Consider the following 16,963-nt stretch of genomic DNA (forward strand, 5'->3'; position numbering starts at 1 on the left):
CCGGTGGAGGGCGGGGTGCTCTTCGCCAAGGCCCACCCCGAGCACCAGGTGGTCCTCGTGGGGGACACGGCCCGGGTGACGCCCCTGTTGGGGCGCGGGCTGCCTCCGCCCAACCTCCGCGTGCACCACGCATCCGAAGTGGTGGAGATGGATGACCACGCCGCCACCGCCTTCCGCCGCAAGCGGGACTCGTCGCTGCGCGTGGGCTTCGACCTGGTGAAGGACGGGCACGGGGACGCGCTGGTGTCCGCGGGCAACTCGGGCGCGGTCATGGCCGGCGGGTTGATGACGCTGGGCCGGCTGCCGGGCGTGGAGCGTCCCGCCATCGCCGCGCTCTTCCCCGCGCTCAAGGGCGGCGGGCGCTGCCTGCTGCTGGACGCGGGCGCCAACGTGGACTGCCGCCCGTCGCACCTGGCGCAGTTCGCCGTGCTGGGCGAGGCCTATGTCCGACTGCTGCTGGGCGTGGCCCGTCCCCGCGTCGCCGTGCTGTCCAACGGTGAGGAGGCCTCCAAGGGGACGCTCCTGACTCGCGAGGCGAGCGACTTGCTGCGCCAGTCGGACCTGGACTTCGTCGGCTACGTGGAGGGCAAGGACCTCTTCTCGGGTGACGTGCAGGTGGTGGTGACGGATGGCTTCACCGGGAATGTCGTCCTCAAGACATCCGAGGGCGTGGGCATGGGCGTCATCGGCATGCTGCGCCAGGCCATCGAGAAGCGGGGCGGCCTGTCGGAGAAGCTGGGCGCGCTCCTGCTCCAGCCGGCGCTGAAGGGGCTGCGGAAGATGGTGGACTACGCCGAGTACGGAGGCGCTCCACTGCTGGGCCTGCGCGGCGTGGGAATCGTGGCCCACGGGCGCTCCTCTCCTCGCGCCATCTACAACGCGCTGGGCGCCGCGCTGGCCACCGCGCAGGGCGGACTCCAGGAGGAACTGACGCAATGCATCGCCAGGGCCGCCGCCTGGCTCCCTACCCACCCGAGGGGAAAAAGAGGGACAGAGGAAGCCGTTTCCGATTAGAGACCGGCGCCTGGGCGTTGGGTTCGATGAAGCTCCTTTTCGCGGAGAACCCTCGTGGCATGCACGCAGATCATCGGCACCGGCTCCTACGCTCCCTCCCGGGTCATCACCAACCAGGAGCTGGAGGCGTGCGTGGACACGTCCGATGCCTGGATTCGTGAGCGCACGGGCATCCACGCGCGGCGGCGCGCCGCGGACGACGAGGCCACCAGCGACCTGGCCGTCGCCGCCTCGCTGAAGGCCCTGCAGATGGCGGGCGTGGCGCCGGAAGAGCTGGACCTCATCGTGGTGGGGACCATCACCGCGGACATGCCCATGCCCTCGTGCGCGGCCTTCGTGCAGGCGAAGCTGGGCGCGCGCCGGGCCTTCGCCTTCGACGTGGCGGCCGCGTGCGCGGGCTCGCTGTACGCGATGAGCATCGCGGATCAATTCCTGCGCTCCGGGCAGGTGAAGCGGGCGCTGGTGGTGGGCGCGGAGCTGCTCACGCGGGTGGTGGACTGGACGGACCGCGACACCTGCGTGCTCTTCGGGGACGGGGCTGGGGCCATGGTGTTGGCGCCCTCGGAGGCGGAGGGGCGGGGCATCCTCTCCACCCACCTGTTCACGGACGGGACGCTCGCGGACGTGCTCACCATTCCGGGCGGTGGCTCGCGCACGCCGATGACGGAGGAGGGCATCCGGGCGCACCTCCACAAATTGAAGATGAAGGGGCGCGAGGTGTTCCGCTTCGCGGTGCGCGCGCTCGTGGATTCCACGCGGGGTGCGCTCGCCTCTCACGGGTTGACGGCGCGGGGCGTGGATCACGTGATTGCCCATCAGGCCAATGTCCGCATCCTGGACGCCGCGCTGGAGCGGCTGGAGATTCCCCGCGACAAGTGCTGGCTGAACCTGCACAAGTACGGCAACACGTCGTCCGCGTCCCTGCCCATGACGCTGGACGAGGCCCACCGCGCCGGAAGGCTCCGGCCCGGAGACGTCATCGCGATGATGGCGATTGGCGCGGGCATGACGTGGGGCAGCGCGGTGGTGCGCTGGTAGTCGGGCACGGACTGGACGTTTCAGGAGGCAGAGACCGCACATGGCGAAGGTCGCATTCGTGTTTCCCGGGCAGGGCAGTCAGGCCGTGGGGATGGGCAAGGACCTCTTCGAGAAGTTCCCCGAGGCCCGCGCCGTCTTCGAGGCCGCGGACGACGCGCTCGCCGACAGCCTCTCCAAGCTCTGCTTCGAGGGGCCAGAAGATGCGCTGAAGCTCACGGCCAACACGCAGCCGGCCATCCTCACGGTGTCGGTGGCGGCGCACGCCGTGTTCTCGAAGCGGGGCCCGGCGGCGTCATTCGTCGCGGGCCACTCGCTGGGTGAGTACTCCGCGCTGGTGGCCGCGGGCGCCATGTCGCTGGGCGACGCGGCGAGGTCGGTGCGGGCGCGCGGCGGCTTCATGCAGGAGGCGGTGCCCGCGGGCGTGGGCGCCATGGCCGCGATTCTCGGCCTGGAGCCGGCGAAGGTGAAGGAGGCGTGTGAGGCCGCGGCCGAGGGCCAGGTGGTGTCTCCGGCCAACTACAACTCGCCTGAGCAGACGGTGATTGCCGGCGACGCGGCGGCGGTGGAGCGCGCGGGCGTGAAGTGCAAGGAGGCCGGGGCCAAGCGGGTGATGCCGTTGCCGGTGTCCGCGCCCTTCCACTGCGCGCTGATGGAGCCGGTGAAGCCGAAGCTGGCGGCGGTGCTGGGCGGCGTGAAGCTGGTGGCGCCGTCGGTGCCGGTGGTGACGAACGTGGAGGCCAGGCCCAACTCGGACGTCGCGCGCATTGTCCCGCTGCTGCTGGAGCAGGTGAGCGCGCCGGTGCGGTGGATTGAGTGCGTGGAGGCGCTGAAGGCCGAGGGCGTCACGCGCGTGGTGGAGCTGGGCCCGGGCAAGGTGCTGTGCGGCCTCATCAAGCGCATCACCAAGGACATCGAACTCTTCAACGTCGAGGACGCCGCGAGCCTGGAGAAGGTCCTCGCGGCGCTGGGGTGAGCGCATGAGCTTCAAGGACAAGGTGGTGCTGGTGACGGGTGGCTCGCGCGGCATCGGCCGTGCGTGCGCGGTGGCCTTCGCGAAGGCGGGCGCCACCACGGTCATCATCAGCTATGCGGGCAACGAGGCGGCGGCCCAGGAGACGGTGGGCCTGCTCACCGCCGAGGGCGCGAAGGCGGAGGCCCTCCGCTTCGACGTGGCGGACACCGACGCCTGTACGAGCGCCGTGGAGGGCATCGTCAAGGCGCACGGCCGGCTGGACGTGCTCGTCAACAACGCGGGCACAGCGGTGGATGGCCTGGTCATGCGGGTGAAGGACGAGGACTGGGACAAACAGCTCGACACCAACCTGCGGGGCCCTTTCGCCCTCATCCGCGCGGCCTGCAGGCCGATGATGAAGCAGCGGGGCGGCGCCATCGTGAACGTCACCTCCGTCGTGGGGGATATGGGAAACCCCGGCCAGTCGGCCTACTCGGCGGCCAAGGCGGGGCTCATCGGCTTGACGAAGACGGTGGCCAAGGAGCTTTCCAGCCGTGGCATCCGCGTCAACGCCGTCTCCCCGGGTTTCATCTCCACGGACATGACGGCCCACCTGAATGACGACCTGCGCCAGAAGATGATTGGCGGCATTCCGCTGGGCAGACTGGGCACTCCGGAAGAGGTCGCCCAGGCCGTTGTCTTCCTCTCAGGTGACGCTTCGACCTACATCACCGGCGAGGTCCTGAAGGTCAACGGCGGCATGTACATGTAACCCAAGGTTGGATTGGCGGCGGGCGTGGGATATACCGCGCCGGCTTTCGACAGGGCTCGGGAAGCCTTCCGGGCCTACATCTGGTTCCTGGAGGGTTCATCACTTATGTCGACGTCCGTAATTGAGACCAAGGTCAAGGGCATCATCGCTGATCAGCTCGGTGTGGGAGAGGATGAGATCAAGCCCGAGTCTTCCTTCATCGAGGACCTTGGCGCCGACAGCCTCGACATCGTGGAGCTCGTGATGGCGATGGAAGAGGAGTTCGAGGTCGAGATCCCCGACGAGGAGGCCGAGAACATCAAGACCGTCGGCGACGCCATCAACTACATCACCACCCACAAGAAGTAGGCAGCACCACGGCGTGCCGGGGGGCGGGGAGATGCCGCGTCCAGCGCGGCGTCCCCGGCGTCCCAGGCGCCACCGGAGAGGACCGTGTCACACCGTCGAGTCGTCATCACCGGTACCGGGCTCATCTCGGCACTGGGTACAGGAACCGAGAAGAACTGGCAGGCGTTGCTTGCCGGCACTTCAGGCATTTCCCTCGTCTCTCGCTTCGACCCCAAGAAGATAGACACGCGAATCGCCGGCGAGGTGAAGGACTTCGAGCCGGAGAAGTTCATCGACAGGCGTGAAGTGCGCCGCATGGACCTCTACGCGCAGTACGCCATGGCCGCGGCGGCGATGGCGGTGGAGGAGTCTGGGCTGCCGGTGGGCCCGGACGTGCCGCACGGCTACACGCCGGAGCGGGTGGGCGTCATCGTGGGCTCGGGCATTGGCGGCATCTCCTCCTTGGAGGAGCAGCACCGCAAGGGCCTGGAGAAGGGGTTCGACCGGTTGTCGCCCTTCTTCATCATCCAGATGATCGTCAACATGGCGCCTGGCCTCATCTCCATGCGCTACAACTGCAAGGGGCCCAACTGGGCGCCTGTGTCCGCTTGCGCCACCAGCGCCCACGCCATTGGCGAGGCCTGGAAGTCCATCAAGCTGGGCGAGACGGACGCGGCCATCGCCGGCGGCGCCGAGGCGGCCATCACCCCGTTGGGGCTGGGTGGCTTCTCGGTGATGAAGGCGCTGTCCACGCGCAATGATGACCCGGCAGCGGCCAGCCGCCCGTTCGACAAGGACCGTGACGGCTTCGTCATGGGCGAGGGCGCGGGCATGCTCATCCTCGAGGAGATGGAGGCCGCGAAGAAGCGCGGCGCCAAGATTCTCGCGGAGCTGGTGGGCTACGGCGCCAACTCGGATGCGTACCACGTGACGCAGCCGGCGCCGGAAGGCGAGGGCGCGGCGCGCTGCATGCGGCTGGCGCTCAAGTCGGCGGGGATGAACCCGGAGGATGTGGGCTACATCAACGCCCACGGCACCTCCACTCCCTTCAACGACGCGAACGAGACGAAGGCCATCAAGGCCGTGTTCGGCGACCACGCCCGCAAGGTGGCGGTGTCGTCGACCAAGTCCATGACGGGCCACATGCTCGGCGCGGCGGGCGGCTACGAGGGCGTGGTGAGCGCGCTGGCGCTGTCTCGCAACATCCTGCCGCCCACCATCAACCAGACGAGCCCGGATCCGGAGTGTGATCTGGACTACGTGCCCAACGTGGCCCGCGAGGCCAAGGTGGACGCGGTGATGAGCAATTCGTTTGGATTCGGTGGCACCAACGCGGTGCTGCTGTTCAAGCGCTTCTAGTCGGCAGGAGAGGAGGGCCCGCGTGAAAGTCATTCTTGCTTCGGACCACGCGGGCCTGGAGCTCCGCCAGGAGTTGGTGGCGGCGCTCAAGGAGCGCGGGGTGGCCCACGAGGATGTGGGCCCGTTCGCGCGGGACTCGGTGGACTACCCGGACTTCGCGGCCCGGGTGTCCAAGGCGGTGACGTCCGGTGAGGCCACCCTGGGCGTGCTGGTGTGTGGCACCGGCATTGGCATGAGCATCGTCGCCAACAAGCACCGGGGCATCCGAGCGGCCCTGTGCACCACGGAATTCGAAGCGCGCATGGCGCGAGCCCACAATGACGCCAACGTGCTGTGCCTGGGCCAGCGCGTGGTGGGCTCCGGCGTGGGCCGGGCCATCCTGGAGGCGTTCCTCGGCACCGCGTTCGAGGGCGGTCGCCATGAGCGGCGCGTGCAGATGATTCGCGAGGCCGAGTCCCAGGGCTAGTGGCCGTCGCGGTACCCGTTGTCGAGAGGAAAGCCGCCATGGAGAACACCCGCACGCTGGCCGACGTGGACCCCGAGATTGCCCGGACGGTCCGCGAGGAGACGCAGCGCCAGGAAGATGGCCTGGAGCTGATCGCCTCGGAGAACTTCGTCAGCCCCGCAGTCATGGAGGCGGTGGGCTCCGTGCTCACCAACAAGTACGCGGAGGGCTACCCCGGCAAGCGCTACTACGGCGGCTGCGAAGTCGTGGACGTGGTGGAGAACCTCGCCATCGACCGCGCCAGGCAGTTGTTCGGCGCGGACTTCGTCAACGTGCAGGCGCACTCCGGCAGCCAGGCGAACATGGGCGCGTACATGGCGCTGATGAAGCCGGGCGACACGATGCTGTCCCTGGACCTGAACTCCGGCGGCCACCTCACCCACGGCGCCACGTTCAACTTCTCCGGCAAGCTCTACAAGGTCGTCCACTACGGCCTGACGCGCGAGACGGAGACCATCGACTTCGCGCAGGTGCAGTCCCTGGCGCGTGAGCACAAGCCCAAGGTCATCGTCGTGGGCGCCAGCGCCTACCCGCGCACGCTGGACTTCGCGAAGTTCCGCGAAGTGGCCGACGGGGTCGGCGCGGCGATGATGGTGGACATGGCGCACATCGCGGGCCTGGTGGCCGCGGGCGTGCACCCCTCGCCGGTGCCCTTCGCGGACATCGTCACCAGCACCACGCACAAGACGCTGCGCGGTCCTCGCGGGGGACTGGTCATGGGCCGCGAGCCCTACGCCAAGAGCATCAACAGCCAGATCTTCCCCGGCATCCAGGGCGGCCCGCTGATGCACGTCATCGCCGGCAAGGCGGTGGCCTTCCGCGAGGCGCTGACGCCCGAGTACAAGACGTACCAGCGCCAGATTGTCTCCAACGCGCAGGCGCTGGCGGAGGCGCTGAAGTCGGCGGGGCTGCGGCTGACGTCGGGAGGCACGGACAACCACCTGATGCTGGTGGACCTGCGGCCCAAGAAGCTCACGGGCAAGGTGGCCGAAGAGGTGCTCGGCAAGGCGGGCATCACCGTGAACAAGAACATGATTCCGTTCGACCCGGAGAAGCCGATGGTGACGTCGGGCGTCCGGGTGGGCACGCCGGCCATCACCACGCGCGGCATGCGCGAGGCCCAGATGGCGGTGGTGGGCAGGCTCATCGGCGCGGCGCTGGACGCGGCGCAGGACGACGCGGCGCTCGCTCGCATCCGCGGCGAGGTGAAGGAACTCTCCCAGGGCTTCCCCCTGTACGCCTCGCGCCTCAAGTAATCGAAGGGACCAGGAGCTCTGCTCCGTCTCCATGCGCTGCCCGTTCTGCCAGGATGCCGAAAACAAGGTCATCGACTCTCGCGAGTCACATGAGGGCTCCGTCATCCGACGGCGCCGCGAGTGTCTGGCCTGCAAGCGCCGCTTCACCACGTACGAGCGGGTGGAGGAGCTCTACCCGCTCATCGTGAAGAAGGACGGCCGGCGCGAGGCGTTCGACCGGGACAAGATTGTCAGCGGGCTGAAGAAGGCGTGTGAGAAGCGGCCGGTGTCCGCGGATCAGCTCGAGGAGACGGTGGTGGCCATCGAACGGCTGCTGCAGGGCATGGGCGAGAAGGAGATCAACTCGTCCGTCATCGGCGAGGAGGTCATGCGCCGGCTCCAGGAGCTGGACGAGGTGGCCTACGTGCGCTTCGCGTCCGTGTACCGGAGCTTCCGGGACATCTCCGAGTTCATGCACGAGCTGAAGGATTTGCTCGAGGACCAGGAGCGCGAGCGCAAGGCGAAGCCGCCCCTCGCACCGGGCCGGGGAAGCTGAGGGGATACGCATGCGGCTGCTCACGCGGGCCAGGTTGGAAGCCACCAGGGCGCCCCGGGCGAAACGGGCGGCGGACTTCGACCGCGCCGTGGCCGAGTTCTTCATGCGCATCGCCCTGGAGGAAGCCGCCAAGGGCCTGGGCCGCACCAGCCCCAACCCCGTGGTGGGCGCCGTCCTGGTGAAGGGCGGCCGCATCATCGCCCGCGGCTATCACAAGAAGGCCGGCACCGCGCACGCCGAAGTCGTCGCGCTGGAGGCCGCCGGCTCCCGCGCGAGGGGCGCGGACCTCTACTCCACGCTGGAGCCGTGCGACCACTACGGCCGCACGCCGCCGTGCAGCCTGGCCATCATCGAAGCGGGCGTGCGGCGCGTCTTCACCGGCTCCTCGGACCCGAATCCGAAGGTGAGCGGCAAGGGCGTGGCCCGGATGCGCCGCGCCGGGGTGAAGGTCGTCACCGGCGTGCTTCAGGAGGAGGCCGACAAGCTCAACCGTCCCTTCTTCAAGTCCATCCGCACGGGCATCCCCTGGGTGACGCTGAAGGCCGCGGCGACGCTGGACGGCAAGCTGGCCACGGCCACGGGGGACTCGCGCTGGGTGACGGGCGAGAAGGCGCGCGAGTGGGTGCACCGGCTGCGCGACTCCGTGGACGTCATCCTCGTGGGCGCGAACACCGTGCGCCACGACGACCCCAAGCTCACCACGCGGCTGCCCGGAGGAAAGGGCAAGGACCCGCTGCGCGTCGTGGTGGACAGCCACCTGCGCCTGTCGCCCGGCTACACCGTCTTCACCCAGAAGAGCCCCGCGCGCACCATCATCGCCACGCTGGAGGACCCGGAGGGGCGCAAGGCGAAGCGCTTCCTGGCCCAGGGCGTGGAGGTGTGGCAGCTGCGCGCGAAGGGCGACCGGGTGGACCTGAAGGCCCTGCTGCGCCGGCTGGGCAAGTCCGGCCTCAACCACGTGCTGGTGGAGGGCGGGGCGGAGATGTACGGCTCCTTCCTGCGCGAGCACCTGGCGGACGAGCTGGCCCTGTTCCTCGCCCCCAAGCTGCTGGGCCGCCAGGGCATGTCCTGGGCGGGCGACCTGGGCGTGAAGGAGATGACCCAGGCCCTCTCGGTCAAGGCTCTCACCTTCGAGCAGCACGGGCAGGACATCCTGCTCCAGGCGCTGCTGTAGGTCCTGCCCGGACTCGCGGTGCCTCCCTTCGGCTCATGCATGAGTCCGGGGAGAGGAGCCCAGGGGCCGTTGAATGGCGGACACGCCGGGGGCCCCGGTTGTCCGTGGGCGTGACGACGGCGGGTCCGTTATAAGCCCCCGTCATGTTCACCGGGCTCATTCAGGACATCGGCGGAGTGGAGCGCGTCATTCCCGGCGGGATGACGGACTTGTGGATTCGCACGTCGTTGGGCGCGCAGGCCTTCGCGCTGGGCGAGTCCATCGCCGTGGATGGCGCCTGCCTCACGGTGGTGGAGCGCACGGGCGACGGCTTCCGCGTGCAGGCCGCGCCGGAGACGCTGCGGCGCACCACGCTGGACGCCGTGCGGCCGGGCGACCGCGTCAACCTGGAGCGGGCCCTGGCGCTGGGGGACCGGCTGGGCGGGCACCTGGTCTCCGGGCACGTGGACGGCGTCAGCACGGTGCTGGAGACCTACCCGGAGGGGGGCTCGTGGGTGATGGTCTTCGGGCTGCCGGAGGCGCTGGCGCCGTACTTCATCGAGAAGGGCTCGGTGGCCATCGACGGCATCAGTCTCACCGTCAACACCGTGGGGGTGGACCGCTTCAGCGTCCAGCTGATTCCGGAGACGCAGGAGCGCACCACCCTGCGGGCCAAGAAGGTGGGCGCCCGGGTCAACCTGGAGGCGGACCCGATTGGGAAGTACGTGGCGCGCCTGTACCTGCTCCAGCGGGGGCAGGCGGGCGCTCCAGCCTCGGGTGGGGTGTCCGAGGCGGCCCTCCGGGCGGCGGGTTTCGGGACGCCGTAGCAGGCGACGCCGGGGCCTGGGTGGTGTAGGAAGCCCCGCATGCCTCGCTACATCGAAGGTGATTTCCTCCCCCCCAAGGGCCGCTTCGCCATCTGCGTCGCCCGCTTCAACGGCTTCATCACCGAGGAGCTGGCCAAGGGCGCTGTCGACACCCTGGTGCGTCACGGCGTGGCCGACGCGGACGTGGACGTGTACCGCTGCCCCGGCACCTATGAGCTGCCCGGGCTGGTGCGCCGCGTCGCGGAGTCGCGTCAGTACGCGGGAGTCATCGTCCTGGGCGCCGTCATCCGGGGTGGCACGCCTCACTTCGACTACGTCGCGGGCGAGTGCGCCAAGGGCATTGGCGCGGTGGCCTTCAGCGCCGCGGCGGCGAGTCCCCCGTCGGCCGTCACGTTCGGCGTGCTCACGTGTGACACGGTGGAGCAGGCCATCGACCGGGCCGGCGTGAAGGCCGGCAACAAGGGCTCCGAGGCCACGTTGGCCTGCATCGAGATGGTGAACCTGTACGGCAAGCTGGCCGCGCTCGATGCGACGAGGAAGGGTTAGTCATGGGCGCGCGCAGAACGGGACGTGAGCGGGCGTTGCAGGCGCTCTACCAGTTGGAGATGGCGGCGGGCGCGTCCGTGAATGACGCCCTGGAGTCGGCCTGGACGGCGTCGGAAGAGGAGAAGCGCGAGCCGGACGCGGTGAAGTTCGCCCGCGAGCTGGTGGAGGGCGTGCAGGCCCACCGCGCGGAAATCGACCGGCTCATCGAGTCGCACAGCCACAACTGGCGGCTGGACCGCATGTCGCGCATCGACCGCAACGTCCTGCGCGTGGGCATCTTCGAGCTGAAGTACCGTCCGGACATCCCTCGCAAGGTCACCATCAACGAGGCGGTGGAGCTGGGGAAGAACTTCGGGACGGAGGAGTCCAGCGCCTTCGTCAACGGCCTGTTGGACCGGGTGGCCGTGGCGCTGAACAAGGCCTGAGCAGCGGAGCTTCGAGCGGAAGAAGGGACGCGCCGTGAGCCAGACGACGACGCACGACATCGGGATGGAAGGGCTGGACTCGCTGTCCGGAGTGGACGCCCTGTGTCTCTTCGTGGCGCAGGATGACCGGCCCCTGCCGGCCACCGCGGGCTACGTGGACTGGCGCCTGTGTGGCGTGCTGTCGCGCGTGCTCAAGGGCGGCTTCTTCTCCGGCGAGAAGGACGACTGGCTCCTGCTCCCCTCCGATGGGAAGCTGGAGGTGCCGCGCATCTTCGTCGTCGGCCTGGGGGCCCGTCGTCAGCTCGACGCGGAGGGACTCCAGGAGGCGCTGGCCGGGGCGGGCAAGGTGCTGAGCCGGGCCAAGGTGGCGTCGGTGGCGCTGGAGATTCCCGCCGGGGGTTCGCTGGATGACGCGGCGCGGGCAGAGGGCTTCCAGAAGGGCTTCGTCCCAGCGTTCAAGGGCGGACGGGTGGCCCTCCTGGTGGACAAGGCGCTCGTCCGGCTCCTACCAGGCAGGAAGGGCTGAAGCGCAGCGACCGGGCAGGCCTTCTGTTAGAGTGGGGGAACCGTCCGGGGCGTGCGCTCATGCGTGTCAAGGTGCTGATTGTCGAGGACTCCAAGGCGTCGCGCGAGTACATCGCGTCGACCGTGGAGGCCGTGGAGGGCATCGAGGCCGTCGTCACCTCGAGCGGCTTCGAGGCCTTGAAGCTGCTGCCGCGCCACCGCTTCGAGCTCATCATCACCGACATCAACATGCCCGACATCAACGGGCTGGAGCTCATCAACTTCGTCAAGAAGAACCCCAACTACCGCGACGTCCCGCTCTTCATCATCACCACTGAAGGGCGCGAGCAGGACCGCGACAGGGGCCTGGCGTTGGGCGCGGCGGAGTACCTGGTGAAGCCGTTCAAGCCGGGCAGCCTGGAAGGGCTCCTGCGCCGCTACCTGAAGCTGCCGTGAGCGCTCCGAGCAAGGCGCTGGCCGAGTTCGTGGCCGAGGCGACCGAGATTCTGGAGGCGCTCGGCAAGGACCTGCTCGTGCTGGACGAGCGGCGCGGCCAGGAGGCGGACCCCGACCGGGTCAACGGCATCTTCCGCGCGGCGCACTCGCTCAAGGGCCTGGCGGGGCTCTTCGGCCAGGAGCGCATCTCCCGGCTGGCGCACGGGACGGAGGACCTGCTCGACAGGCTGCGGCTGGGCAAGCTGCACTTGAACGACGCGGTGCTCGACACGCTGATTGAAGCGCTGGACGCCTTCCAGGCGCTGCTGGCGGAGACGGCGCGGGGCACGGAGACGGACGGCCTCACGCGGCGCGCGGACGGCATGGCGGAGCGGCTGGGGCATCTGGGCGAGGCGCCCGTCGCTCGGGACGAAGACCCTTTGGACCGGTTGGAGCTGGAAGCGCAGGTGCGCTCCGTCTTCACCGAGTACGAGGAGCACCGGCTCCGGGAGAACGTGAGCAAGGGCGTGTCGATGTGGCGCGTGCGCGCCGCGTTCGACCTGTCCGACTTCGACAAGGGCCTGGCGGACCTGAACACGCGCCTCAAGCCCCTGGGCGAGGTCATCAGCACGCTGCCGTCGGCCCAGCCCGGTGGCGCGCATGGCATCGCCTTCGACCTCATCTTCGGCACCCAGGTCTCCGTGCCGGAGCTGGAGTCGGGGCTGAAGGGCACTCCGGCGGAGCTGGCGCGGCTCGCGGTGAGGCCCGCGACGACCCGAAGCGCCGAGGCCCTGGTCCGCGCCACCGAATCGCCCGCCATCGTCCTGGGGACCCTGGGCGTCGGCTCGGCGCCCGAGGCCTCCACCGGGACTTCGCCTCCCGCCAGTCGCGGGGTGCGCGCCGCGACGGATGGGGGGACTCATCAACCCTTGTTCCCGCTGGCGTCGGACCCCTCCGACACGGAGCAGGGTGAGACGGGCGCGTCCGGGCAGGACTCCGAGCCCGACGGAGAACCCGCCCCCTCGACGAAGGGCCCCTCGCTGGTGACGTATCTCCAGGGGCCCGGAGGCCGTGCGCCCGCGCTCGCGGCAACGCCCTCGGGCGCGTCTCAGGCGGGAGCCGGGGCCGCATCGGCCTTGGCCGAGCCGTCGCTGCGCTCCCTCACGCAGACGGTGCGCGTGGACATCGGCAAGCTGGATGGCCTCATCAACATGGTGGGCGAGCTCTTGCTCATCAAGGCCAGCCTCCAGCGGCTCGCGGAGTCGGCGCGGCAGGAAGGCGTGGTGCCTTTGTCGAAGCTGTTCGGCCAGGAGCTGGCGCGCGAGACGCGGGGCCTGGAGCGCAAGCTGGAGGCGCTGCAGGAGGGCCTGCTGGAAGCGCGGATGGTGCCGGTGGGCCAGGTGTTCGACAAACTGGCCCGGCTGGTGCGCCGAATCACTCGCGAAGCGGGCAAGGAGATCGACTTCGTCATCGGCGGCGGCGAGGTGGAGCTGGACAAGCTCATCGTCGAGGAGCTGAGCGATCCGCTGATGCACCTCATCCGCAACGCCATCGACCACGGTGTCGAGTCACCGGACACGCGGCTGGCGGCGGGCAAGCCCCGGCGCGCGGTGGTGTCGCTGCGGGCCGAGCAGAAGGGCAATCACGTCGTCATCCAGGTGAGTGACGATGGGGCGGGCATCGACGAGCTGCGCGTGCGCGAGGTGGCGTTGACGCGCGGCCTCATCACCCGCGCGCAGGCGGAGGAGATGGGGCGCCGGGAGCTGCTCAACCTCATCTTCCTGCCGGGCTTCTCCACCGCGCGCAGCGTGTCCGAACTCTCCGGCCGAGGCGTGGGCCTGGACGTGGTGAAGAACAACCTGGGCAACCTCTCCGGCATCATCGACGTGTGGAGCGAGCGCGGGAAGGGCACGGCCTTCCACCTGACGTTGCCCGTCACGCTCGCCATCATCCGCGCGCTGGTGGTGGGGGTGAGCGCTCGCACGTACGCGGTGCCGCTCAACAGCGTGTTGGAGATCCTCTCCGTCCAGCCTCGGGAGATACGCACCATGGAGCGCCGCGAGGTGCTGGACGTGCGGGGCCAGACTCTGCCCTTCGTGCGGCTGTCGCGGCTGTTCGGCCTGCCGGAGCGGCCCGTGAGCCGCTACTTCGTGGTGGTGGTGGGGCTGGCGCAGGAGCGGCTGGGCATCGCCGTGGACGAGCTGTTCGGCCAGCAGGACATCGTCACCAAGCCCCTGGGCGGCCGGTTGCAGTCCGTCCGGGGCATCTCCGGGGCCACGGACCTGGGGAACCGGCGGCCGGTGCTGGTGCTGGACGTGGCGGCGCTGCTGGAAGAGGGACTGGCCCTGGAGCGAAGGCGGGCCTGACGTCCGCCTTGGCCGGCTGCTATCCTCACGCGCTGTGTCCCGGTTCGCCGAACTGCTCGACGACTTCTTCTTCCGTCCGGACGAGGATGTCAGCGGCTTGCAGGACTTCGCCGCCGGCAGCGACGGTGTCGCCTCGGCCGCGCCCGAGGAAGTACCAGAGGAGTACCTGTCCTTCCGCCTGGAGGGTGAGGCCTATGCGGTGCCCATCCGCGCGGTGCGCGAAATCTCCAAGGTGCCCCCGCTGACGGAGATTCCGAGGGCCGAGCCCCACCTGCTCGGGGTGATGAACCTGCGCGGGGAGCTGCTGCCCGCGTACGACATCAAGGTCCGGCTGGGGCTGGCCGAGAAGGCACCCCTGGTCGCCGGGCCGGACGCGCCCGTGCCTCCTCGGGACGCGCGCATCCTGGTGCTGCGCACGGAGACGGGGCCCGCGGGAGTGTGGGTGGACACCGTGTCCGGCGTGGTGAAGCTCAAGCCCTCGATGCTGGAGCCGCCACCGCCCGGTCTGCGACGGGGAGACAAGGACTGTGTCGTGGGCATCGGCCGACGCGGGCCCTCGCTGTACATCCTGCTGGACCCTGAACAGGCGCTGGCGCCATGAAGGACTCCGTCAACCTGCTGGCGCGTCACCCCTCGGGGGGGCCAGATGCGCCCGGTGAGCAGCCGGACACCCTCGTGCAGCTCTGCGCCTTCTTCGTGGGCGAGGAGGAGTACGTGCTGGATATCCAGCGCGTCGAGGAGGTGCTGCCGCTCCAGCGCGTGACGCCCATTCCGCATGCGCCCTCGTTCGTGGAGGGCGTGCTTCACCTGCGGGGCGTCATCCTCCCGGTGGTGGACCTGCGCCGCCAGCTCCAGGGCCAACCCTCGGTGGAGTCACGCAAGGCGCGGCTCCTGGTGTGTCGGCTGGGCGCGCGGCGGGTGGCGGTGCGGGTGGAGCGGGTGGCGGAGGTGTTGCGCGTGCGGCGGGGCGATATCAAGCCCGCGCCGGCGCTGCGGGTGTCGGGGCGCTCGCCCTTCGTGGTGGGCGTGTGTGGCCCTCCGGACCGTCTGCGGTTGCTGCTCGACTTGAAGGCCTTGCTGCGCGCGGAGCTGGAGCACGAAGCGGTGCGCCCGACGAAGTGAAGAGGGATGACGATGGACATGCAGCGCAGTGACTTGGACAACCACCGCCGCATCCTGGGCATCGCGCTCATCGCCATCAACGCGCTCACCGTGCTGGCGGGCATCGCGTTGAGCATCTTCTTCGCGTTCGGCGGGTTGATGATGGTGGGCGAAGAGGCCCGTGCCCGGGACCAGGTCGCCTACTGGCTCATCGGCGGCGGGCTCAGTGCGTGCGTCCTGGCGTTCGGCCTTCCAGGTGTCATCGCCGGCATCGGCCTGTTGAAGCGTCGCAGGTGGTCGCGGGTGCTGGCCCTCATCGTGGGAATCCTTGGGCTGTTCAACTTCCCGCTGGGCACCTGTCTGGGCATCTACGCCATCTGGTTCTACGCCCAGGAAGGCTCCGCCCAGGTCCTCGAGTCATGAGTCACCTGCCCGTCTTTCCCGCGGAGGAGGAGCGCTACCGGTCGCTCCAGGAGTTGGATCCGCGTGGCGGGGGCAGCCTGGACGTGCTCGTGGCGGGGCTCCATGACGAGAGCTGGCGGGTGCGCCACGCGGCGGCGGAGGGGCTCCAGCGGCTGTCCTCCCCGACGGACGTGGCGCTCCGGCTCGTCGACGTGCTGGGGGAGCGCGGTGAGACGGGGGCTCGCAACGCGGCGGCGGAGGCGCTGGTGGGGCTGGGACTGGCCGCCCTGGGCCCGCTGGTGAAGCTGCTGGGACATCCTGACCCGGACCAGCGCAAGTTCGCGGCGGACATCCTCGGGCAGCTCGGGCTTCATGCGGCGGAAGCCCCGCTGGTGCAAGCGCTGGAGGACCCGGACCTCAACGTGCGCGTGGCGGTGTCGGAGGCTCTGGGCCGGGTGGGCAGTGAGCACGGCGCGCGCGCGCTGGAGCGCCTGTTGAACGACGCGGAGCCGCTGCTCCGACTGTCCGCGCTGGAGGGCCTGGTGCTGCTGCGCCGTCCTCCGCCGCTGCCGGTGGTGGTATCGCTGTTGGACGACACGCGACTGAGGCGCAGTGCCTTCCGGGCGCTCGGCCTGATTCCCCAGGTGGCGGCCACGGAGTTGCTGTGTCAGGGACTGGAGTCCTCCACCCGCTCCGTGCGCGAGGCGGCCCTCGCGGCGCTCGGCATGCAAGTGTCGCTGGTGGAGTCCGCGCGGCGCGGTGAGCTGGAGGCGGTCATCCACGCGGCGCTGCGGCGATTGCCGGATGCGGTGGCTCGATTGGCCCAGGCGCTGGAGTCGGAGGACGTGCCGGTGCGCGCGGGCGCGCTGCTGGCGGTGGCGGCGCTGGGCGAGGCCTCCCTGGCCGTGCCCGTGGCCGAGGCCGCTCGCGAGGACCGCCTGCTTCGGGACGTGCTGAGCACGCTGGGGCGGCTGGGCGCGGAGGGTGGGCGCACGTTGCTCGCGGCGATGTCGGACCTGTCAGCGCCCGCGCGGGCGGCGGCGGCCGAGGCCCTGGTGGACCTGGTGGATGAGACGTCCGTCACGCCGCTGTGCGCGCTCTTGGAGTGGGCGGAGGACGACTTGCGCGGCGTGGTGGTGCGAGCGCTGGGGCGCACGCGCTCTCCGGAGGCGGCGAGCCCCCTGGTCGATTTGCTGAGGGACTCGGCGACGGCGGGCGCGGCGACGCGGGCGCTGGGCGTGCTCGCGGGGAGCTGTCGCGGGGCGGTGCTCGCGGCGCTGGAGGAGGCGGTGGCTCGGAGGGCGACGCCCGTGGCGGTGGCGGCGCTGGGCCGGGTGGGTGGCGCTCCCGCGTTGCCCTCGCTGCGCAAGCTGGCGCGGGACGTGGACCCCCGGTGGCGCGCCGCGGCGGTGGAGGTCGCGGGCGAGGTGGACGGCGGAGTGGGAC

At 70.0% G+C, this 16,963-nt stretch carries 20 protein-coding genes; all 20 read left to right on the forward strand.

Annotation, left to right across the window (positions count from 1 at the left end; genetic code table 11):
* The coding region (gene plsX / locus HUW62_RS36925) for a phosphate acyltransferase PlsX (protein WP_176437086.1) at nt 1-1,014 on the forward strand (1,014 nt) is incomplete at its 5' end.
* Between the two features lie 54 nt (nt 1,015-1,068).
* Nucleotides 1,069-2,052 (forward strand): beta-ketoacyl-ACP synthase III, encoded by a 984-nt coding sequence (locus HUW62_RS36930; protein WP_176437087.1) that lies wholly within the window; start codon nt 1,069-1,071, stop codon nt 2,050-2,052.
* Between the two features lie 40 nt (nt 2,053-2,092).
* The gene (gene fabD, locus HUW62_RS36935) at nt 2,093-3,025 is read left to right on the forward strand and encodes an ACP S-malonyltransferase (protein WP_163869680.1); all 933 of its coding nucleotides are present in this window, start codon (nt 2,093-2,095) and stop codon (nt 3,023-3,025) included.
* Between the two features lie 4 nt (nt 3,026-3,029).
* The gene (fabG, locus tag HUW62_RS36940; RefSeq protein WP_176437088.1) at nt 3,030-3,776 is read left to right on the forward strand and encodes a 3-oxoacyl-[acyl-carrier-protein] reductase; all 747 of its coding nucleotides are present in this window, start codon (nt 3,030-3,032) and stop codon (nt 3,774-3,776) included.
* Between the two features lie 105 nt (nt 3,777-3,881).
* Nucleotides 3,882-4,124 carry an acyl carrier protein gene (gene acpP, locus HUW62_RS36945; RefSeq protein ID WP_163869745.1) on the forward strand — a complete coding sequence of 81 codons (243 nt, stop codon included), beginning with the start codon at nt 3,882-3,884 and terminating at the stop codon, nt 4,122-4,124.
* An 84-nt stretch (nt 4,125-4,208) separates the two neighbouring features.
* The gene (fabF, locus tag HUW62_RS36950; protein ID WP_163869682.1) at nt 4,209-5,462 is read left to right on the forward strand and encodes a beta-ketoacyl-ACP synthase II; all 1,254 of its coding nucleotides are present in this window, start codon (nt 4,209-4,211) and stop codon (nt 5,460-5,462) included.
* Nucleotides 5,463-5,484: 22 nt separating this feature from the next.
* Nucleotides 5,485-5,928: a ribose 5-phosphate isomerase B gene (rpiB, locus tag HUW62_RS36955; RefSeq protein WP_163869683.1), complete on the forward strand. Its 444-nt coding sequence runs from the start codon at nt 5,485-5,487 to the stop codon at nt 5,926-5,928.
* Nucleotides 5,929-5,966: 38 nt separating this feature from the next.
* The gene (glyA, locus tag HUW62_RS36960) at nt 5,967-7,223 is read left to right on the forward strand and encodes a serine hydroxymethyltransferase (protein WP_176437089.1); all 1,257 of its coding nucleotides are present in this window, start codon (nt 5,967-5,969) and stop codon (nt 7,221-7,223) included.
* Between the two features lie 31 nt (nt 7,224-7,254).
* Complete coding sequence (gene nrdR, locus HUW62_RS36965) at nt 7,255-7,758, forward strand: transcriptional regulator NrdR (RefSeq protein ID WP_163869685.1); 504 nt, start codon at nt 7,255-7,257, stop codon at nt 7,756-7,758.
* A gap of 10 nt (nt 7,759-7,768) precedes the next feature.
* Nucleotides 7,769-8,932 (forward strand): bifunctional diaminohydroxyphosphoribosylaminopyrimidine deaminase/5-amino-6-(5-phosphoribosylamino)uracil reductase RibD, encoded by a 1,164-nt coding sequence (ribD, locus tag HUW62_RS36970; protein ID WP_176437090.1) that lies wholly within the window; start codon nt 7,769-7,771, stop codon nt 8,930-8,932.
* Nucleotides 8,933-9,075: 143 nt separating this feature from the next.
* On the forward strand, nt 9,076-9,738 hold the full coding sequence (locus tag HUW62_RS36975; protein ID WP_176437091.1) for a riboflavin synthase: 663 nt from the start codon (nt 9,076-9,078) through the stop codon (nt 9,736-9,738).
* Nucleotides 9,739-9,777: 39 nt separating this feature from the next.
* Entirely contained in the window at nt 9,778-10,284 is a 507-nt protein-coding gene (gene ribH / locus HUW62_RS36980) for a 6,7-dimethyl-8-ribityllumazine synthase (RefSeq protein WP_176437092.1), read from the forward strand.
* A 2-nt stretch (nt 10,285-10,286) separates the two neighbouring features.
* On the forward strand, nt 10,287-10,709 hold the full coding sequence (gene nusB, locus HUW62_RS36985) for a transcription antitermination factor NusB (protein WP_163869689.1): 423 nt from the start codon (nt 10,287-10,289) through the stop codon (nt 10,707-10,709).
* 34 nt (nt 10,710-10,743) lie between these two features.
* Nucleotides 10,744-11,235 carry a M17 family peptidase N-terminal domain-containing protein gene (locus HUW62_RS36990; protein ID WP_163869690.1) on the forward strand — a complete coding sequence of 164 codons (492 nt, stop codon included), beginning with the start codon at nt 10,744-10,746 and terminating at the stop codon, nt 11,233-11,235.
* 59 nt (nt 11,236-11,294) lie between these two features.
* Nucleotides 11,295-11,669, forward strand: coding sequence for a response regulator (locus HUW62_RS36995; RefSeq protein ID WP_163869691.1), 375 nt, complete (start codon nt 11,295-11,297; stop codon nt 11,667-11,669).
* Nucleotides 11,666-14,014 (forward strand): chemotaxis protein CheA, encoded by a 2,349-nt coding sequence (locus HUW62_RS37000; protein ID WP_176437093.1) that lies wholly within the window; start codon nt 11,666-11,668, stop codon nt 14,012-14,014. Before HUW62_RS36995 ends, HUW62_RS37000 begins: the two co-directional genes overlap by 4 nt.
* Nucleotides 14,015-14,048: 34 nt before the next feature.
* Complete coding sequence (locus tag HUW62_RS37005; protein WP_176437094.1) at nt 14,049-14,615, forward strand: chemotaxis protein CheW; 567 nt, start codon at nt 14,049-14,051, stop codon at nt 14,613-14,615.
* Nucleotides 14,612-15,136 (forward strand): chemotaxis protein CheW, encoded by a 525-nt coding sequence (locus HUW62_RS37010; RefSeq protein WP_163869694.1) that lies wholly within the window; start codon nt 14,612-14,614, stop codon nt 15,134-15,136. Before HUW62_RS37005 ends, HUW62_RS37010 begins: the two co-directional genes overlap by 4 nt.
* A 6-nt stretch (nt 15,137-15,142) precedes the next feature.
* Nucleotides 15,143-15,538 (forward strand): hypothetical protein, encoded by a 396-nt coding sequence (locus HUW62_RS37015; protein WP_240357041.1) that lies wholly within the window; start codon nt 15,143-15,145, stop codon nt 15,536-15,538.
* Nucleotides 15,535-16,963 (forward strand): HEAT repeat domain-containing protein (locus HUW62_RS37020; RefSeq protein WP_176437095.1); only part of this gene is annotated, 1,429 nt, incomplete at its 3' end. The genes HUW62_RS37015 and HUW62_RS37020, both read left to right, overlap by 4 nt.

Origin of the sequence: Myxococcus sp. AM011 (assembly GCF_013372595.1) — a bacterium.
GTDB classification, from domain to species: domain Bacteria; phylum Myxococcota; class Myxococcia; order Myxococcales; family Myxococcaceae; genus Myxococcus; species Myxococcus eversor.